The organism is Akkermansia sp. UNK.MGS-1 (assembly GCF_000980515.1).
GTDB lineage: Bacteria > Verrucomicrobiota > Verrucomicrobiia > Verrucomicrobiales > Akkermansiaceae > Akkermansia > Akkermansia muciniphila.
Window position 1 is genome coordinate 232,990 of record NZ_LBCB01000014.1, and the last position, 18,493, is coordinate 251,482.

19 protein-coding genes and 1 pseudogene are annotated in these 18,493 nt (G+C 46.8%); 9 read left to right on the forward strand and 11 right to left on the reverse strand.

All coding sequences use genetic code 11. The features are described from left to right. The first annotated feature begins 129 nt into the window (after positions 1 to 129). The 3 genes from WW58_RS09645 to WW58_RS09655 all read left to right on the forward strand — a co-directional run bounded on the left by WW58_RS09645 (position 130) and on the right by WW58_RS09655 (position 3,856). On the forward strand, positions 130 to 2,322 hold the full coding sequence (locus tag WW58_RS09645) for an Eco57I restriction-modification methylase domain-containing protein (RefSeq protein WP_046437166.1): 2,193 nt from the start codon (positions 130 to 132) through the stop codon (positions 2,320 to 2,322). A gap of 237 nt (positions 2,323 to 2,559) precedes the next feature. Continuing rightward, on the forward strand, positions 2,560 to 3,180 hold the full coding sequence (locus WW58_RS09650; RefSeq protein ID WP_182916044.1) for a hypothetical protein: 621 nt from the start codon (positions 2,560 to 2,562) through the stop codon (positions 3,178 to 3,180). A 76-nt stretch (positions 3,181 to 3,256) separates the two neighbouring features. Then, positions 3,257 to 3,856, forward strand: coding sequence for a hypothetical protein (locus tag WW58_RS09655; protein WP_146018666.1), 600 nt, complete (start codon positions 3,257 to 3,259; stop codon positions 3,854 to 3,856). A 15-nt stretch (positions 3,857 to 3,871) separates the two neighbouring features. Here WW58_RS09655 and WW58_RS09660 read toward each other — a convergent pair. From WW58_RS09660 to WW58_RS09680, 4 genes and pseudogenes are all read right to left on the reverse strand, one after another. After that, a pseudogene (locus tag WW58_RS09660) lies at positions 3,872 to 4,741 on the reverse strand (RecB family exonuclease). A gap of 2 nt (positions 4,742 to 4,743) precedes the next feature. Beyond that, a complete protein-coding gene (locus WW58_RS09670) occupies positions 4,744 to 5,391 on the reverse strand; it encodes a hypothetical protein (RefSeq protein WP_215833421.1) in 648 nt (215 codons plus the stop codon). A 394-nt stretch (positions 5,392 to 5,785) separates the two neighbouring features. After that, on the reverse strand, positions 5,786 to 6,286 hold the full coding sequence (locus WW58_RS09675; protein WP_102737717.1) for a hypothetical protein: 501 nt from the start codon (positions 6,284 to 6,286) through the stop codon (positions 5,786 to 5,788). 9 nt (positions 6,287 to 6,295) lie between these two features. Then, on the reverse strand, positions 6,296 to 7,411 hold the full coding sequence (locus tag WW58_RS09680; protein WP_180975798.1) for a helix-turn-helix domain-containing protein: 1,116 nt from the start codon (positions 7,409 to 7,411) through the stop codon (positions 6,296 to 6,298). Positions 7,412 to 7,562: 151 nt separating this feature from the next. On the opposite strand from WW58_RS09680, the gene WW58_RS09685 reads away from it, so the two are divergent. After that, a complete protein-coding gene (locus WW58_RS09685) occupies positions 7,563 to 7,790 on the forward strand; it encodes a DUF2188 domain-containing protein (protein ID WP_102737716.1) in 228 nt (75 codons plus the stop codon). Positions 7,791 to 8,100: 310 nt separating this feature from the next. On the opposite strand, the gene WW58_RS09690 is transcribed toward WW58_RS09685, so the two are convergent. The 5 genes from WW58_RS09690 to WW58_RS09710 all read right to left on the reverse strand — a co-directional run bounded on the left by WW58_RS09690 (position 8,101) and on the right by WW58_RS09710 (position 11,081). Continuing rightward, positions 8,101 to 8,607: a hypothetical protein gene (locus WW58_RS09690; protein ID WP_046437182.1), complete on the reverse strand. Its 507-nt coding sequence runs from the start codon at positions 8,605 to 8,607 to the stop codon at positions 8,101 to 8,103. A gap of 27 nt (positions 8,608 to 8,634) precedes the next feature. Beyond that, complete coding sequence (locus tag WW58_RS09695; protein WP_102758540.1) at positions 8,635 to 9,540, reverse strand: ankyrin repeat domain-containing protein; 906 nt, start codon at positions 9,538 to 9,540, stop codon at positions 8,635 to 8,637. Between the two features lie 37 nt (positions 9,541 to 9,577). Further along, entirely contained in the window at positions 9,578 to 10,162 is a 585-nt protein-coding gene (locus WW58_RS13460) for an NINE protein (protein WP_102739270.1), read from the reverse strand. Between the two features lie 94 nt (positions 10,163 to 10,256). Then, positions 10,257 to 10,496 (reverse strand): hypothetical protein, encoded by a 240-nt coding sequence (locus WW58_RS09705; protein ID WP_046437183.1) that lies wholly within the window; start codon positions 10,494 to 10,496, stop codon positions 10,257 to 10,259. Positions 10,497 to 10,547: 51 nt separating this feature from the next. Next, positions 10,548 to 11,081, reverse strand: a complete 534-nt coding sequence (locus tag WW58_RS09710) for a hypothetical protein (RefSeq protein ID WP_146023915.1) — start codon at positions 11,079 to 11,081, stop codon at positions 10,548 to 10,550. A 139-nt stretch (positions 11,082 to 11,220) separates the two neighbouring features. On the opposite strand from WW58_RS09710, the gene WW58_RS09715 reads away from it, so the two are divergent. The 3 genes from WW58_RS09715 to WW58_RS09725 all read left to right on the forward strand — a co-directional run bounded on the left by WW58_RS09715 (position 11,221) and on the right by WW58_RS09725 (position 13,975). Next, positions 11,221 to 11,577: a hypothetical protein gene (locus WW58_RS09715; RefSeq protein WP_046437188.1), complete on the forward strand. Its 357-nt coding sequence runs from the start codon at positions 11,221 to 11,223 to the stop codon at positions 11,575 to 11,577. A 4-nt stretch (positions 11,578 to 11,581) separates the two neighbouring features. Further along, a complete protein-coding gene (locus tag WW58_RS09720; RefSeq protein ID WP_046437189.1) occupies positions 11,582 to 12,682 on the forward strand; it encodes a serine/threonine-protein kinase in 1,101 nt (366 codons plus the stop codon). A 117-nt stretch (positions 12,683 to 12,799) separates the two neighbouring features. Continuing rightward, positions 12,800 to 13,975, forward strand: coding sequence for a hypothetical protein (locus WW58_RS09725; protein ID WP_046437191.1), 1,176 nt, complete (start codon positions 12,800 to 12,802; stop codon positions 13,973 to 13,975). 194 nt (positions 13,976 to 14,169) lie between these two features. On the opposite strand, the gene WW58_RS09730 is transcribed toward WW58_RS09725, so the two are convergent. After that, positions 14,170 to 15,255 (reverse strand): virulence RhuM family protein, encoded by a 1,086-nt coding sequence (locus tag WW58_RS09730; protein WP_046437193.1) that lies wholly within the window; start codon positions 15,253 to 15,255, stop codon positions 14,170 to 14,172. A 248-nt stretch (positions 15,256 to 15,503) separates the two neighbouring features. Between WW58_RS09730 and WW58_RS09735 the strand changes: the two genes are divergently transcribed. Together WW58_RS09735 and WW58_RS09740 are read left to right on the forward strand one after the other, a co-directional pair. Beyond that, positions 15,504 to 16,673: a Fic family protein gene (locus tag WW58_RS09735; protein ID WP_046437195.1), complete on the forward strand. Its 1,170-nt coding sequence runs from the start codon at positions 15,504 to 15,506 to the stop codon at positions 16,671 to 16,673. 184 nt (positions 16,674 to 16,857) lie between these two features. Continuing rightward, complete coding sequence (locus WW58_RS09740; RefSeq protein WP_146018663.1) at positions 16,858 to 17,679, forward strand: hypothetical protein; 822 nt, start codon at positions 16,858 to 16,860, stop codon at positions 17,677 to 17,679. A 42-nt stretch (positions 17,680 to 17,721) separates the two neighbouring features. Here the strand turns inward: WW58_RS09740 and WW58_RS09745 are convergent. Next, positions 17,722 to 18,493 (reverse strand): vWA domain-containing protein (locus WW58_RS09745; protein WP_288143441.1); only part of this gene is annotated, 772 nt, incomplete at its 5' end.

Genomic DNA, 18,493 nt, shown 5'->3' on the forward strand with positions numbered 1-18,493 from the left:
CACTTCCTCATGGATATATGACGCGGGGGAGAGGGGAATTTTCATTCCTCCAAGTGTATTAGAAAAACTCGTTCAGCATTCTGAATAATTCTTGATTCTTTAACACAGGGAGATTACATTAGATTGGAGATGAAGATCTATACGGACCTTTCTGAAATAGAAAAAGATTCAGGTCTGCTCGGATATGTTCGTGCTCTTCAGCGTGCGTGGAATCCGGACGGAGGGCTTGGAATCTCTCAGATCGGATGTTTGGGAAATGTTCCTACGATTTTTATCAAGGAATGCAAACAGGTTGTCTCTCCGGAACAGCTTCATGCTTGGCATCGGCTTTTTTGGAACCAGGGTATTGCTTCCGTTCTTCTGATCATTGATCCAAGAACAGCCTATGTATTTTCTGGCATGGAGCCTCCTGAACAAAAAGGAGAAAAAAATCGGGCCATGGTTGAACGATGGGATGTTGTTCAGGACTTCTTATCGAATAAACAATCGTTGCTTACCAAGGTAGAAAGCGGCGATTTTTACAAGCAGTATAAAGCTAAATTTAACCCTTCTAAGTCAGTTGACGGCTATCTGACGGCAAATCTTCTGGAACTGCGTAATTATCTCTCCCCACGTATTGGCGAAGATTGTTCCCATGATTTCATCTGCCGTCTTCTTTTCGTCTGCTATCTGGTGGATCGTGGTATTTATTCTCTTCCCGGATATTCAGGTCTGTCTCTTCATGAAGCCTTGATCCAAATGGCAGATGATGAGGCTTTAAGATATTTATATAATCAGTTCGGTATCCTGAAGACCAAGTTCAACGGAAGCATGTTTGATCAAAACCTGAAAGAAGAATCTTCCAGATTTAAAGCTGAATATATCACAGCTTTAAAAAATTTCCTGCATGGAGATGAATTGGCTAAAGGTCAGAAAACTTTGGGTTTCTGGGCCTACGACTTCAAATGGATACCGGTAGAAACCATCAGTTGCATCTATGAGAACTTTCTGACAGGTATTGACCGTAAAGAAAAAGGAGCTTATTACACGCCCCGCTTGTTGGCTGAAATGACGATTGATTGTGCGGTCGAGAGCGATCCTGACTGGCATCAAAAACGCTATCTAGATCCTAGTTGTGGATCCGGAATTTTTTTGGTGACGCTCTTCAATCGGCTAGCTACCTACTGGCAGTTCGCGCACAAACATCAAGGTAATGGAGAATCCTTCTATGTTGAGAAAGATACAGCTCTCAGACATATTCTCGAAAAACAGATAGTCGGCATAGATATTAAACAGGCGTCCTGCGTCTTGACCTGCTTCAGCCTCTATATTGCTTTCCTCGATTTTTTTGAACCAATTGATATCCTCACCTATCAGAAAGAAAGCAAATACAAAAAACTACCAAAACTTCTCAAACGAAAATTCTCCTGCGAACAAGGCGAGTATTTTATTCCTGTTGTTATTGAGGACGATGCTCTGACAACAGAGACACTTGTTCCGGAATCCTTCGACGTCGTCTTTGGGAACCCTCCTTGGGTAGGCAGGAGTACAAAACAATTGGCTCTCCAATTTGTCGATCGTGCAAAAATGTTTCTCAAGGAAGGCGGCATTTTATGCCAGCTCTTACCATCGAAACTATTTTTGAACATTAGAAATGAAGACTGGCAAACACAATTCTTCCAACAATGGATATTGGACAGAGTCGTTCAACTGGCAGATTATAGCCACATTTTATTTTCAAGTGCTCAAGCACCCAGCATGATATTGAAAGCGTCCAAAGGTATTATAGAAAACAATAATCACAACGTCATCTATGACACTCCTAAATTCAAACCATCCTGCAGACCTCACGGAATGGTTCTAATATCTGCACTGGATCGTAAAATGGTTCGCCAATCGGAATTGCTCTTTCAATCTAAATGCAAAAAAGCGCATGTTCTTTGGAAAAGCATGTTCCGAGGAACCGGGCGGGATAACCGCCTCTTAGAGTATCTTGATCAACTCCCCAAATTGAACGACCTAGCGGGGCCGGCAAAATCGCATAAACGTTGGATCAAAGGCCAAGGATTTCAGCCAGCAGCTGTAACTCATAAAAGAACACGTAAAGAAGCCTGGTGGGATCCTGAAGACTTATACATTTCAGCTCAGCAACCTATTCTGTTTGATACAGCATATCTGTTGAAAAAGGATTGTCGCCCTGTTGGTAACGACTTTCCTCTTCTGGCAGAAGATCGGAAGAATAACAAGGAAATTTTCTCTCCTCCCATGGTTCTGATCAGCCAAGGGTTTGAAAAGATAGTATTCTGCAATTTCCCGGTGCTATTCCAAGATTCCCTTCAATAGGTTCACGCCCCCGCAGAAGATGAAGATATTCTACTTTTCCTGACAGCCTACCTGCAATCTGATCTTGCCCGGTATTATTGTTTCCACACATCTTCCACGTGGGGAATCGAACGCGATGTTGTCCGCTTTGAAGAGGTCCTTCAATTACCCTTCCCCCTACCAGAAGAAGCGCCAACGGAAAACGGACATCAAATCATCAAAACGGTAGCCGACTACATTCGTTTCAAAATGGTATCCATGGAGCAGACCAAATTTGATCTTGATGATGAATATCTGAATCAACAACGAAAGGTTGCGAAACAACAATTGAAAGAATTCGCGGCTCCGCTTATCGATGAGTATTTCGGCATCATCGATACAGAACGAATTCTTATTGAAGACACTGCTCATATTCTCTTTCCCAGTGCAACACCAAGGAGTATCGATGAAAATCTCCCGACACTGTATTCTTTGAAAGATGCATCTCGCATTCGTTCTTACGACGACGGTCTAACCTCATATGCACAAACCTTAACTGACACCATCAATCACTGGGCGGAAGAAGAAGGTTCTCCTTGGAGAGTTCAGGCTAAGGGATACATCGATCATACAAAAAACATAGCATGCCTTTCTCTGCATTTATCGAAAACTCGGGAAGCATATCAGACGCTCTCCTCAAAAGATGTTGAATCATCATGGAAATCCCGGTTGGGGCTCATGGATGACAAACAGACCGTTGCTCATCTGCAACGGCAAATATTCGTATTTGAAAACAACTCTTTTCATGTAGTTCGCCCCGATGCGTTGGCTTACTGGACAAAAACAGTAGCCTTGAACGATGCCGATGAAATCTATCGGATGGTTTTGCAAATGAAATAAAATGGAAACAACGCAAACAGAGTATTGGCCCGCTTTGTTTCCTGCCAACAGGATTCATGAGTTCATGCAGGATATCATGGATACATTCCCTTATTTACGACGTCCTGATCGTTCCATTGTCAGGCAGGAGGAACATTTAACTGGACAAATTTGCAAACGATTACGTCCTTTACGCCGATATCGAGAAGGACCTCTTGAATTCCATCAGGAATCCAACCTTCCTGATATGAACGGAAGGGCTGACATCAGAATAACATGTGGACAGGGCATCGATACCGATTTTATTGTTGAAGCAAAGCGCCTCTTTCTGAAACGACCGAATGGACGGCTTAATTCTTTAGTTGCCGCCTATACCGGAGAGGAAGGCATGATGCGTTTTGTCACAGGAAAATATGCTCCCTATCAACAGTCCAGCGCCATGCTTGGATATGTTTATGATATTGACTTGGCAGAAGCGCAAAAAAAAATCGCGTCTAAAATCGATAAATGTAAAAAAGATCTTAAGCTCGTTCAGTCGATGCAAGAAAGTACGTTGCTCGTACAACCTTCAATTCAGGAAACCCACCATCTGTTGGAAAATAATCGTCGTTTTCTAGTTTATCATATTTTCGCAAAAATACCAAATGCAGAAGACGCTTTAGATAAAAAGAAGCCACACCTCACGGCAGACTTCTGAATAGACTGCATTCCTTTACTGCCTGCACCATTCGGTGCATTCCCTCCTGTACTGGCACCACGAGCATTGCATCCCGGGCTGGGGATGGAAACGTTCGGTGGTGATGCCTTCATAGGCGATTTTGTACAGGTCAGCGATGCGTTGCTTGCGCTGTTCGTCAGCTGGGGGAGTCTTGACTCGGATCACCTGAGGCGTCTTTGTCTTGACCAAGTAGATCAGATCCAGTGACGGAGGAGTGTCTCCCGTCGCTTCTTCGATCATCACCTGGTAGGTGACCAGCTGGAGTTCATGATCGAAGGCGGCATGCCCGGCATCAGGTTTGGCGGCCGCGGATTTGTAGTCCACTGCCGTCAGGTCATGCTGAACGAGGTCGATGACACCACGCACAGGAACCGGCAGGCCGGGTATGGTGGCAGATAGTCCGACTTCCACTCCCAAAGGCATCTGTGAAGCAACCTCGTCGGAGGCCATGTAGGCCTTGACGGTGTTCCAAGCGCAGGAACGGACTTTTTGTCTCGTTTCTTCGTCGGCGTAGTCTACCGGTTCTTCCGTCTTCTCCAGCTCCAGGAAGTGGGTGGAGAAGGCTTCTTCCATGGCCGTCTCACTACTGTCCTCTCCCCGCTACCGGGCGAGATTGAAGGACTGGAGTGTTGCATGGATGGTCTTGCCGACATACAGGGCGACTGTCGTCGGCTTCCGTATCTGCGCTACCCTCTCGAAGAAGAAACGAAGGGAACATAACAGGTACGATTTGACCGAGGAGGGAGACAGATAATCCGGGCATATGGCAAAGGGAAAAGGAGCCTCCGAAGGAAACTTCTTAGTCAATGCCATAGCCGGGTGCAGGGAGGATGAACTTATTGGTCGGGTTACGGGAGCGATCATGGTTAGTACGGGTTGGAGTTGCCGGCATAGGCCGTAGCGGGACGGCGGGTGTAGTTGTTCCTGCCTGATGCCGAACGTTTGAATGATGAACCGGAGCGATTCATCAGTTCGTCGATCAGCCCGGAAGCTTCCATGCGGTTGAGCATGGCAACGACCTTGTTGAATCTCCGGGTAGCCAGTTCGTTCAGGGCAGTGTCATCCAGCCCGACCTTTCCGGCCAGTTCCAGGATGAGCGACTGTTGCTTTTCCGAGCACTTCCATGCGGGAACGGTTGCAACAGAGGTCTCGGGAGTACTTGCAGGCGGTGTTTGTTTCACGGATGATGTGGATATCATCTGTGAGCAGGAAGCCCCAAGGGCAGGCCTTTGCGTGACCTGTGAGCCGTAATGTTCGTCAGGAACAAATCCTACCTGTTGGATCTGGGCATCGACGGCGGCCTGAAGGGAACCATAGAGCCGTTCTGTCTCGAATGGCAACTCTGATGTGTTGCTGATTTCGGTTTCGATGGATACTTCGAACTGGTGGGAGGAATATCCCGGCAGCCCGAGTCGTTTGCTGTAGTTGGCGATGAGTTTGATAGCCATGGTGGTTGTTTCTTTCGTTGTTGATGAGTGGATACAGTAAAGCCGCCATGCCCGGTATGGGAGCATGGCGGCTTTGTGAAGGATGACAGACAGGTAATTACCTGTGTCTGATATATATGACGGGAGGGAAGGAGTTATTTCAGATGAGAATGACTCAAAATACTCACCAATAGCTATTTAGATGAAATGAAATCCTTCATCCAGACAGTTGACAATCTGTATACTTCCTCATACCCGGTTCCACCAAGAGGTCATTCTCCGGGAGTTCTGCAAACAACATTCCGGTTACATCTCCTCCGGTGTACATTCCGACAGGCAGGATAAACCTGATTGATTCACTCAAACAAATCCTGGATGGCAGGCAGTATTATGACAAGGTGGCTGTCCTGTAAGTAATACGGGGGGATGGTATAAGAGCTACGACAGCAGCCTGTTTCCCATAGGAAGAAACCGACTGTTCTTATTTTCCCCAGCGCTGTCTTCTTTCACCGCATTCTTCTGAGGGGATACGACCACCAGCCTCAAGAATAGCTTCTAGGGCATTCAATGCACGTTGTGGAATCAATAGCTTCCTCTCTACAATCATATCCAGAACCCATAAAATCCCTTTGACTTCGATCCCGGCTTCAGCAGATTTTGTCCGTAGCCTTTTATCACCGGAAAGCAAAATACCACCATGCCTTTTGGCCAGATGGGCTACCGATACATCCTGCAAGCTTACTTTCCACTCTTTCGCTTGCGCATTAAGAGCAGGAAGATCTGATTCATCAATGGATTCCAAAATCAATTTGTCAGCATCCACATAGGTTTGAAGCAAAGAAAACTGTTCCTCTTCCAGAATCTCCTGATAGACAAGGTGTGTCGTCCGGGTCTCAAACCCCAGCTGAAACCATAAATCAAGGAGATCGCCTTCTATCAAGTCTAGGAGCACGCAGGCGTCATGAATATAGATCCTATCCACGGATAACAGTTAGATAAGAGTTGCAACAAGTCTGCGCAGTTCGGAAAGAGAATGTCCCCATAAGCTCGCGCCCTTGGACATGCTGATTTCACCATCTATAACAGCAGTGGAAATTAATTGCTCAAAACGTCCGCTGCTTTCCGTTCCGCAATAATCTCCGGGTTCATCCTTCTTGTACCCCATTTTATTATAATAAATGAAAAAGCGCTGTTTGAGATTATTGCCTATCAAATGCAGGCGATGAGCCCTCATGACGATTGCCGGCAAAGAGACGCCAAAATACGATTTGATCGGGAACAGATTACGAATAAGGATCCTATCCCGTTTGCCGCCAAACATTTCAGAAAATGGTGCTTCAGGCATCAGAAACGCGCTCGCGAAGACATTAGCGCAATCTTCATGTTCCTTTTCCGACAGGTCTTCCGGAAGGTCTAAAACCAGATGGGCCAACTCGTGGGCAAGGGTCATTCTCATTCTGGGCAAATTACCTTCTAACCATGAAGCAATGACAACCATGGCAATCTTGGAGTAGACCGCAGAAAATCCGTCAAAAGCTTCATTGGCCGTATTGTAAATGAAGATTTTGATACCCTTGTTTTCCATAAGTTGGAGAAGGTTGACTACGGGATCTTCTCCCATGTTCCACATGTCGCGTAATTTGTATGCAGCCTGTTCCGCTTCATCGACCGTTGACGCCTGTATCCGGGTATCAAAGAAAATCGTATTGTTCGTAATGTCTTCAATCTCCATGAATCTGGCAAAATAGTCCTTTGCTCGTTCTTCAATCGCTTCACGAGCGGATTTGGACAACTTGGAGCGCTTGCGAAAATGAATACCGTCCAGAGACACGGAGGAGGCGCTGTAGAAAAAGTCAGGAGATACTTCCAATATATGAGCCAGACGAGCCAGCATTTCAGAATTGGGCGCTGCAATTCCTTTTTCATATCTCGCCAGAATGGTATGTGACGGAGTATTACCCAACTTTTCAGACAAGGCCCTCAATGAGAGCCCTGACATCTTACGTGCCTGGGTCAGGCGCTGGGGAATAAAGGGCATGGTCGCGGACATGTTTACAAAATAGTTCTTTACATTCCGGATGTAAACAGTAAAAGTCGTCTTAGCCAAAAAAAGGATGAGAGTCTGATTCACTCTCATCCTTTCAAACCCGGTCACACACCACAGGGGGAGACAATCAGGTCATTTGCATAGTTGCTAATGACCTTGTGAGGCAAGGGGCTTCTTTTGTCAAGGCGAAGTGGTGTCTATTCCAAATAGAATGAATAGAAAGAACATACATGTAGTGCCTTCTCCAAGTGGAGGATGGCAGGGCAAGAGAGAAGGAGCAACTCGTCCTTCTTTCACAACTTCGACGAAACAGGAAGCCATTGATAAAGGAAGAGGGTTATCCAAACGTGAAGGAGGAGAGCTCTTCAGTCACGGAAAAGATGGCAAAATCCAATGGAGAGACAGTCATGGAAACGATCCTTATCCACCCAGAGGTTAATTCGTGATTTCATCTCAATCCATCGCCCCTTTGCTTATTGGTGAAGGGGCGTTTTTTGTCGAGGATCAAGAGAGAAAACATGGGAAATCTGTTATTCCAAGTCACTCGCGTTTGCCACAGACCCGGCGAATTTTGGATCTTTCTCGACTTGAGGAATCTGCCCAATATAAGTTCCGCTCAGATTACTGGAAGCAGTGGATGCAAGCTTTCTGAAATAATTTATGTCCATATTTTATGAGTGATCATACGGACACTCAAGAGATAAAATAGAAGGCTACTCTCGGCCTCTGCGTGAGACCGGGAGTAGTGTTTATTTGCTGAGAAAACCGTAACGCCAGGGATTTGACGTTGCGGCTTTATACCTTTGCATGTGTGCCTCCAGCAAATCAGCTCCATTTTCCGTAAGAAGCCTCCCACGGTACACCATACTTCCATTGCGAGTTATGGCTATACGGTCCCCATTAGGCAACTTCCGAAACCTTACCGGTGATACTGTCATACGACACTCAGGTCCGTATACAAATATCTTCTTCTCAAGTTCAGGACGCATGCGAGTCATGAACGCTTCTAGGAATACGGACTCAAGCTGCCATTCCAAGGTTAAGGTATGTGTTTTCACAGGAATGTCCTCCTCTTTTGGCAGTTCTTCTATCGGCAAGTATTTTACCGAATCACACTTGTCAGACCACTTCTGATATGGCCCATACCATTGCGAAATAGTAATGATATTAACAATAGCAGAAGCGGCGATAATGATACCTAACACCCACACAGTGATCTTCGCACTCCGGGGCCACGGTTGTTTAGCTTCTTTCATGATAATAGAGTAGAAATTATTCCAACGCTACTCTTTGGCCCCGGCTTCCCGTAGCAATTTCTCGCATTTCGTACAGTTATGTCTGGTAGCCAGCATGAGAGCCGTGTTCCCTTCCTTATCTTTCATATTCACATTTACCCCAGCCGCTAACAACTCTTTCATGCATTCTCCACGGTCATGGCCAGAATAAGGACCAATCGCATACATGAGAGCCGTACGCCCGTCATTATCCTTAACATTCACGTTTGCTCCCGCTCCCAGCAATGCTTTCACACTGTCTGTAAGCTCATTATAAGTAGACCTCATTAAAGCCGTTTTTCCATCTTTATCCTTCACGTTTACGTCTGCACCAGCTTCCAGTAATGTTTTCACACAGTCCGGATACTTATCCTCAGTAGCCCACATGAGAGCTGTTCTTCCATCCTTATCCTGGGCATTCACGTTTGCTCCTGCTTCCAGCAATGCTTTCACACTGTCTGTACGTCCATTATAGGCAGCTTCCGTGAGAGGCATTTCTCCTTTTTTATTCTTTCCGTTTACATCTGCCCCGGCTTTCAGCAATACTTTTACACAATCTGTATATCCTCTATTAGCAGCCAATATGAGAGCCGTATCCCCATTCTTAGCTTCCATGTTGAGGTCTGCCCCGGCGTCTATCAATGCTTTCACGCATTCCGTATGCCTGCTATCAACAGCCCATATTAGAGCCGTCTTCCCATCTTCTCCCTTCGCATCTACACGCGCTCCGTCCTTGATCAATTTCGTCACCCAATCGATGTTCCCCTCTTTGACTGCCTTCATGAGAACCGTATTTCCTTTCGAATCTCTTTTATTGGCTTCGGGATTATCGGTTTTCCCACATGAGAGAAAAAGTAAGGTGGGAATCAACGCAAGAACGGCAATGCGATCGATTCGATATATCTTAGAATTCATATTTATGTATTAATTCGTATTATCAAATACATATCTACTACTTCATCGGAGCAGGCGGTGTCTCATTGTACTTTAGATTGTATTTCTGTACGTTTGTTAAGTACATGATTCCTTCGATGATAGAAGATATGACAATTATCCAGTGTAATAATACAAAAGGAAGAGCGATGAGTCCTAGTGGAGCAAAATCGCTATTCGAACTAATTAAGACATTGCCGACGAATGAGACAATTAGAAATATAATACACAATGCCAAATAAATAATGCCTAGCCCCCAGCTTCCATTGTAAAATTTATGAACACCTAGCGGTCCTAATACTATTGCGAACACACCTGCTGTCACATTGCTTCTTTTATTGGTAGGATTTGGAACGGGAGGAATAGCGGCAGGAAGAGGAGGTGTATTCGGTTTGCAATCGGTAATTCTCCTCTCATCATTTGTTATTCTCTCTACGTTCTGCATCATTGTTTCAATGAGTATCCAGCTATCCATTCCCTCATGCCATACAAGCGTGCCTTTTGGGTATTTACCCGCTTGATACCGGGTAATGAGATCTTTTTCATCATATGGCCCTTTCTGTGTTTGATCCGGGAGGGTGATATAATATTGTTTACTATCCATATATTTCGATGATTGTTATGCGATTAGTATGTAAAAAGAGGATGCGAAAGGTATCATTTGGAGTTAGAAGCAATACCTTTCTCACTAATGCCTCTTAAAGAGGCATACCGTTCGACTTGAGAATGCCACGGCCCTTACAGCGCTGGCATTTCTGCCCTCCGATATTACCCTTGCCCTGGCACCCCGGACAAACGATCACTCCCTGATTCTGCTGATGGCAAATGGCGTCCCCCACAGATTGCTGATGGGAGGAGGTCTGTGACTGACCAGTCATCATGCAAATAGCCGTCAACGTAATAAGTGCAGCAATGCCGCCTGTAATGTATTTCTTCATGTTGTTTCCTTTCGTTTATGTAGCTGTTGAACCGGAGCCACAAAATCCGGCTTACTCCAGAATGGACGAAGATGGTTGCAGAACATACTTTTTGACCCGCTTCCAGTTGCGGCAGGCCAATGTTCGAATACCGGAGTCCGACTGACTGATCAGGATGCCATGGGTGGCCCGTTCTCGTTCCAGTACAAATCGGCGCTCCTTCTCGCTGAGAGATCCGGGATGAGAGACCTCGACGATCACCGGGATCATCTTCCCGTCGGGGAAACAAACCATGCACCGGTGCTCTACCGTCTCCATCCCGCCCGGCCAGACAATGGCCCCGGCGCTTTGCACCTCTTCCAGAGAATACCATTGAAACCCTTCCGATGAATCATGATTATGGCAATCCGGGTGTCGACAGTCCGCACAGCGATACCCCAGCGGCTCCCCGCACAAATCGTCCACCAGAACCTTGTGCCCGACAACCAGTCCTCCCTGCCTGTCAGTCTCCAGACTCTGGACGACATAACGATGCATGGCCCGTTCGACGAGCATCAGTTGGTGACCTCCGCATTGAGGGCAGGTGAACTGGATGATACTTTTCATTGCTGGCATCTCGTTTACATTGCCTGTATATCTCCTTTTTACGATTTTAGTCAACGTAAAAATCTCACTTTAATCTCAAAAAGAGGAATGTTGTATAACCATATTGCCATTACTGAGCGATAGTGATACATTCCGAAGCATGGCAGGAGTGAATCAGGATGAGCTGAAAATGAACGTCAAGCTGTGGCTCAAGGCCAACAACTTCGACTACGCATGGCTCGCCGAACGATGTTTCGTGACGGAAGCGACCGTCCGTAACTGGATGGCTCAGAAACCCATTCCCGCCGCCAAGGAACACATCATCCGGGAATTGATCAAACAGCTCCCGCTGACTCTCCCAAGCCGGGTGCAGGTGGAAGAGGAAACGTTGATTACCCTGAAGCTTGATCCGGATACCCGCAAGGTTCTTGAGAAGAAGGCTTTCTCCCAGGGCAAGACCTTGAAGGAATTTCTGGCCGACGAAGTGCCGAGGCTCGGCAATCCCCCGCTTGCCTGAGCTTATGGAAGCTCCCGACTTTGCTCTCCCTCCGGGAACCTTGCTCGGTAATTACAAACTTCTCAAGGTACTGGGCCGGGGAGGTTTCGGCATCACCTACATTGCCTGGGACAATCAGCTCAGACGCAATATCGTTCTCAAGGAATGCTTCCCTCTGGGGCTGTGCAGCCGGGATTCGAATACGGGAGAGATTATCCCGTTACCGCACGCACCCCGGCACACCTACCGGGCAGCCATGGATTCCCTCCGCAAGGAAGCACAGACCCTGGCTTCCCTGAACCACGAACGAATCGTCCGGGTCTACGATGTCTTCGAATCCCATGGCAGTATCTTCTATGTGATGCCGTGGCTGGAAGGAGGTTCCCTGCGGGAGCGTATGGACGAAGCCGCCACAGGAGGAAAAACCATTTCTGCGGATCAAGCCCGGGAGTGGCTACTTATGGTGCTGGATGGCCTGGATTATCTGCATGGCAGGGGGATCTACCACCGCGATATCAAGCCCGGCAACATCCTCTTTGACGAACGGGAGCTGCCTGTGTTGATCGACTTTGGTGCGGCGCTCAACAAGCCGGAAGTGACCTGCACAGTTACACAGGGAGAGTTCTCGTACGCCTACGCCTCCCCGGAACAAATCACGGGAAAGGGAGAGATTGGCCCATGGACGGATCTCTACGCCCTGGCCGCTACCTGGTATGGACTGATCTCCAGCATCCCGGTAGAGCCAGCTGATCGGCGACTGATGCAGGATGATGTCGTCCCCTTTCCAGGCATGACGCTTCCCCTGCCATGTCCTCGGGAACTACTGACATCCATCGACCGGAATCTGCGGCTCAAGCCTCAAGAACGTTGCCAGGCCGCCGGGGAGTGGAAAGAATGGCTGCAACAGGGGAAGCCGCTCAGAACATCACCCAGATTGGTTCTTCTCACACGCTTGCTAATCGCAGCTGTCGTTGTCTTACTGGTTGGCGTTGCCGCCTGGGGAATATGGGGGACCATACAATCCTCCCAGCCAATAAACGCCTTGCCGAAGACGCACGAAGCAGCCATGGGAAAAACAGATCCAGCCTCAAAGTCGCCAAAGGAACTCAAGGATGCACTTTACTAAAAAGTACGTGCCCATTATAAGCTGGATGATTATCTCTCCCGGTTCCCTGAATTTACACAAAAGGCTCATACTATTCAATCCGAGTGCTTTAAGGAATTAGATGAGTTAAAACAAGAGTTGGAAAAGAAAATTCCAACTATTGCCACACATCATGAGGCCTCTTCCTATTCAGTCGCCATCAGCAAACGATATGAGGCTTTGTGTAATAAATGGGCCACAGCACACCAGACACTATCCACCAAATTCCTCAATGAGCTCATCCTCCCTCTGGCTCAAATAACCGGTCACGTCATCGAAACCTATCCTGCCGCCAACATGGAAGAAGAAGCCCTCCTTCCCGCCATGGAAGACCGAATTTACAAAGAATGTAATGATCCTCTCGTGGAAATGAATATTCTTTTGGACGGCTTGAACGAAAAGATCCATGACAAACGCACCGAACAGGAGCTTTCCCTGTTGGATCAAGTGCAAAAGCGATCCAATGAGTTACTCCAAAAGGAGGAAGAAAAAGCGTCTGTAGCTAGCCCTCCCTCGATTGAAAAGGAAATCCATCCTTCCTTCTCCGATAATGGTTTTGCTTCATATTCCACTAAAAGCCTCAAGCCTGGCGCCATCCTTCAATTCGATGGGTTAAAAGTCATCTACACAGTCAATATCGGTCACAACATGACGATAGATGACAAAGAGGTCAACGATTGGCTAACTGCGCGAGCCCATCTTTTACCTATTTCACAATGGAAATATCCTAAAAAAATAACCAATGAGACGAACCTGTCGTTTCTCTGGCTGAGTCAGGACGAAAACTATTTCACCCCATCAAAAGGAAGCAATTACCAGTACGATGGACAATCCATGTTGAAACAGTATTATCAACATGTTTCTGCCTATACTTACCATGATAAGAAAGCTACGAGATTCCTCATGTTACTGGGTATGCTCAAAGGATTCTACGTCGATCAAAACAGCCAACAGGCCTTCCCTGGATTTTGGTTGCCGTTAAGCCAGGGGATTTATTCCAAATGGACAACACTACCCAACGGTCTCCCCTGTAACTTTCTTAATGACTTCCCCATAGCTCTGTTGGAATACCTATGGGAACCTACCCATCGGATCAACTATTGCAAGGGATTCCCCAAAGGGGCCTTTAGCAAAGAGGATATGAACCTCAACTACGAATTTGACATCAAGTGGCAAGATGATTTCCCTACAAAGGTAACTATCACACTGGATCTCACCCCTCTCGAAAAAAAGTTGTATCCGGTGACTCAAAAAAAAGAAACAATTGAGCTATAAAGCCATCGAGTTGTAGGGTTTTCCATAAGATAATCACGGCAAAAAGAAAGCCCTCCAAGGAACGGGTAAACGAGAAACTGTTTTGTCCAGGAGCGTTTCTTCTCTATTGGCGGGAGGCCTGGAGGGGAGTCAAATGGAGAGAACGACATGCAGTCAATACCCTGGAGAAAAAACTAGAGCATATCCAAAAACTTTTAACGACCTGGATTTGAAGATGGCTTGTGTCCCTTCTTGTTCTCCAGCTTTTTGATATCTCGCTCCAGTTCTTTCACATAGTCCTGTTCCGCCTGACGTTCCGTTTTCAGCCTGCGGCGTTCCTCATAAAGTCGGTATTGTCCCCGGACATGCTCTTGAGCCTGCTTCTTTGACCGTTGCCCCTTGCCTTTCAGTACACGCCTTCCCATGAGACGAAGCAGTTCGTTAAGCTTGTCTTCCCACTCATGCAGGAATATCTCACGGCGGTTCTTTGCCTGATCCTCGACAAAGTCCAGGCACAGGGAGGTCAAACGATTGAAATCGCTGATTTCTTCCTCATTAAGGTAGTTCTTTGCGACCGTAACGTCGCTGATATGGATTCGGTCGCCAGCCCAGTTGGTCAACCCCATGTTGGGCGCTGATGCGTTAGCCCGCATCATCATCAATTCTGCGGCACTATGACCGGTAATGGCATAGTGCAGTTTGTTCTGAATCGAGCTGAAAAACTCCGTCGTTTCCTTTCCGGACGGTATATAGTCAGCCGCCATGGCAAAAACATCCTTGATGCGCAGGTACATGCGCCGTTCGCTGGCACGAATGTCCCGAATACGCTCGAGCAATTCATCAAAGTAGTCCGGCAACGGTGTTGTTCCAGGAATCGACGGATTCTTCAAGCGTTCGTCATCAATGGCAAACCCCTTGATCATGTATTCCTTCAGACGCTGGGTCGCCCATATGCGAAATTGAGTGCCCCGTATGCTATTTACCCGGTAACCGACGGAAATGATCATGTCGAGGTTGTAGAAGATGACAGAACGTTTCACCTGTCGTTCCCCCTCCAATCGAACTGTAAAGAATTTCTTTACAGTTCCATCCTCTTGAAGCTCACCTTCTTGCAGGATATTCGCAATATGTTGTCCGATGTTCTGTTTACTTGTCTGAAACAGCTCGGCCATCATCTGCTGGGTCATCCACAACGTCTCATCATGGATGCGAAGATCCAGACGGATGTTGCCATCCGGAGAAGTATACAATAACAGCTCTCCGGGAACCGGGGTTTCATCTTCTGTCGGCAGATGGGTCATACCTTGTCTTCTTTTCGATCAATCCATATTGCAACCCGAATAACAGCAGTCATTCTGGAACAACAAGCCCAATGGAGCATAGCAAAACCGGCATGCATGCAAAGCTCAAAGCTCACATCGTCCGACGACTTTCATCAAGAGGCATCATTCCGATGAGAAGATTTCTTGAAATAACTACAGCCGCTATTTTATGAAAACGCATAAACTTGAAATAGACAAGCAGGTTATTTTAGGTTAATCATAGCCATATGAAAAGGGAGCATACGGGAGACTACGAGATTACGGCGGTAGCGGGAGAACAGGTGAAGGCGTTTATTCCTTCGCCGTTGCCGCCCGTCCCGGGAATAGATATCAGTCCCGAATTGCAGCAATCGCATGACCAGGCTCTGATTGCGGTCGGTGAACTCAATTCCCTGACCTCTCTTTTGCCGGACTATTCACTTCTGTTGTATTCCTACGTCCGCAAGGAAGCCGTCTTGTCGTCAAGAATTGAAGGCACCCAGTCTTCACTGTCGGACTTGTTGGTGTCGGAAATGGATGGGATTCCCGGAGTTCCCCTGGAAGATGTCACGGAAGTCAGCAATTACGTTGCCGCCATGCAGTACGGCCTGGACAAGATCCGGGAAGGCCTGCCCCTGTCGTTGCGGTTGATCAGGGAGATGCACGAAGTCTTGCTAAGAAAGGGCCGGGGAGAAGGCAAGAATCCGGGAGAGTTTCGTACAAGCCAGAACTGGATCGGCGGAACAAGGCCGGGCAATGCCGTTTTTGTGCCGCCTCCTCCTCACCGGGTTATGGAATGCATGGGTAAGCTGGAACTGTTTATTCATGATCCCGCGCACCCATTGCCCGTTCTCATCAAGGCGGCGTTGGTGCATGTGCAGTTCGAGACCATTCACCCATTCCTTGACGGAAATGGTCGCTTGGGACGTTTGCTGATCACCCTGATGCTTTGTGATTCCGGCATCCTGAAAGCCCCAATTCTATACCTCAGCCTGTTCTTCAAAGTCCACCGCCAGGAATACTACCGTCTTCTCAGCGACGTAAGATCAACAGGGGACTGGGAAGCGTGGCTCTCCTATTTCCTCGAAGCCGTAACACTGACATCCCGGCAGGCCGTGACGACCGCCAGACAGATTGCCCGGCAAATATCCGATGACCGGAAGATCATCGAACAAACAGGCCGTTCCTCGGCAACGACATTGCTTATTTTCGAATGTTTTACACGAAAGCTGATTGCCGACAGCAAATACATTGTTGCGGAAACCGGCCTGAGCCCCGCCACCGTTAACAGCGGTTTGGCTCGTCTTCAGGAGCTGTACATCGTTTCGGAAATAACAGGAAAGAAGCGGGACAAGATTTACAGCTATGCCCGATGCATGGAGGTGTTGAACCAGGAACTTGATTACGATACGGAATAGTAATATTCATTTTCCGGCAAACGTTACGGAAAATGTAGTTACCTCATATGCGAGAAAGGAGAATTGTTACTCGCTATGATCAAAGATAGTATCGAAAAGAATACAAGACACTAGAACAAAAAATTTATTTATGAATATTAAAGATATAATATATTATGAGTTAGATTGAATTATTTTTTAAAAAATGAAAAACACTTACAAATCAATTAAAGAATCAAAAGAAATACTTAGTGCTTTATTGAAAAATAATACAACATTAGCTATTCATTATGCGTGCTTAAGTTTTACTAGCGAAAATAGTACGAAGACTCCAAATGTTATTGCTATTTCAATAAGAAATGTAAAAACAGGAAGTAATCGAATATTTTCCTTATTGCATTCCGCAGAAAAACTTCATCGAGATCCAACATTGGATTTAAATTGTATTGAAGAATTTGAAAAACATATGCTTCGTTCATTTTTTAGATATATAAAAAAATTCCCAGAACATGATTGGCTTCATTGGAATATGAATAGCGATACATATGGATTTTATGCCTTAGAGCACCGAGCGCAAACTCTTAATATTACGCCGACAGTAATAAAAGATAACCATAAATATAATCTTGTTGGTATTCTTTGTGGCATATATGGAGACAAATTTTCTCCACATAAATTACATACAGAAAATGATATTATAATTTACGGACAGTTATCAACCCTTCTACTTTTGAATAAAGATATAAGTACAAAAGATCTGATTCCGGGAGCATTGGAACCGCAGAAATTTCAAAACCTACAGTGGAAAGAAATAAATCTTTCTGTACAAAGAAAAACTGCATGTATCGGTGCTATCGCGAAGCAGGCAGAATTAGATAAACTACATACACAAGCTTCTTACTGGCGTAAACATGGAGGTTTCTTTTATGGCATCAGAAATTTATTATCTAATTTTTGGTTTAGGCTTATAGGTTTGATCATAGGGATAATTTCGGGAATATTAACTATATATCAGTATCTCAACTAAAAGAAAGCCCCTCATGGGAGAGACTTCCTGATGTTGCCAGTCCTACACCTGCCACATGTCATCCGGGAGAGGAGTCAACGATACCCCGTCTCCCGGCATGGACATACTGGCCATGCGGACGCTCCGGCTCAGCCATGCGAACAGTTCCGGGAACTTCTGATCATTGACCCGCATGGGAGGACGCCCCGGGCTGATGCTGCAAAGCTCCGACAGATCGGCACGGCCGATACCGAAGACGAACACACTGAGCTTGCGGGCAGCCATCAGTTCCTTCAATCGTCCCTCCAGCTCCCGGTGCCGGGCGCTGGTCGGAACCCCGTCCGTCATCACGACGAGCCAGGGTTGGTAGTATTCCACCCCGTGTGCCCGATAGGTACGTTTACGACTGTCAAGTTCAGACAAAGCCAGTTCGACGGCTTCGCCAAGGAACGTTTCATTCTCCTGTGACGTGGAGATCTTCAGGCCTGTGTCAGATTCCCGGATCGGACCGAACTCCTTCACCGTCGCCACCGTCCGGGCGAATGTGATCACCGCTACGTCGGCGGCCAGCTTGGCCAGAGGATCGGCAAGAATGTCGCTGACGAACCGCTGAAGACCAGTATTGAGCTCATCCATCCGGGTGACCATGTTATCTCCCGTGACGATATTCCAGTTGATCCCGTCAGCGTATTCCTGACGGACGATGTGTTGGTTGTCGCCCCGGATAATACCGTTCATACTGCTGCTGGTATCCAGCAGGAAGAGAACGGGAAGCCGGGCGTTGGTGTTGTTGCTGAACTCGCGCATGGCGGCGAGTTGTTCCTGTCTGGTTGGG

Excerpts from the sequence above, each read along its gene's own strand:
- WW58_RS09705 (WP_046437183.1), bottom strand. The coding sequence starts at position 10,496 with ATGAAGAAATACATTACAGGCGGCATTGCTGCACTTATTACGTTGACG.
- WW58_RS09670 (WP_215833421.1), bottom strand. The coding sequence starts at position 5,391 with ATGCTCCCATACCGGGCATGGCGGCTTTACTGTATCCACTCATCAACA.
- WW58_RS09695 (WP_102758540.1), bottom strand. The coding sequence starts at position 9,540 with ATGAATTCTAAGATATATCGAATCGATCGCATTGCCGTTCTTGCGTTG.
- WW58_RS13460 (WP_102739270.1), bottom strand. The coding sequence starts at position 10,162 with ATGGATAGTAAACAATATTATATCACCCTCCCGGATCAAACACAGAAA.
- WW58_RS09650 (WP_182916044.1), top strand. The coding sequence starts at position 2,560 with ATGGAGCAGACCAAATTTGATCTTGATGATGAATATCTGAATCAACAA.
- WW58_RS09730 (WP_046437193.1), bottom strand. The coding sequence starts at position 15,255 with ATGACCCATCTGCCGACAGAAGATGAAACCCCGGTTCCCGGAGAGCTG.
- WW58_RS09690 (WP_046437182.1), bottom strand. The coding sequence starts at position 8,607 with ATGAAAGAAGCTAAACAACCGTGGCCCCGGAGTGCGAAGATCACTGTG.
- WW58_RS09735 (WP_046437195.1), top strand. The coding sequence starts at position 15,504 with ATGAAAAGGGAGCATACGGGAGACTACGAGATTACGGCGGTAGCGGGA.
- WW58_RS09655 (WP_146018666.1), top strand. The coding sequence starts at position 3,257 with ATGGATACATTCCCTTATTTACGACGTCCTGATCGTTCCATTGTCAGG.
- WW58_RS09720 (WP_046437189.1), top strand. The coding sequence starts at position 11,582 with ATGGAAGCTCCCGACTTTGCTCTCCCTCCGGGAACCTTGCTCGGTAAT.
- WW58_RS09685 (WP_102737716.1), top strand. The coding sequence starts at position 7,563 with ATGAATAGAAAGAACATACATGTAGTGCCTTCTCCAAGTGGAGGATGG.
- WW58_RS09715 (WP_046437188.1), top strand. The coding sequence starts at position 11,221 with ATGGCAGGAGTGAATCAGGATGAGCTGAAAATGAACGTCAAGCTGTGG.
- WW58_RS09645 (WP_046437166.1), top strand. The coding sequence starts at position 130 with ATGAAGATCTATACGGACCTTTCTGAAATAGAAAAAGATTCAGGTCTG.
- WW58_RS09740 (WP_146018663.1), top strand. The coding sequence starts at position 16,858 with ATGAAAAACACTTACAAATCAATTAAAGAATCAAAAGAAATACTTAGT.
- WW58_RS09710 (WP_146023915.1), bottom strand. The coding sequence starts at position 11,081 with ATGAAAAGTATCATCCAGTTCACCTGCCCTCAATGCGGAGGTCACCAA.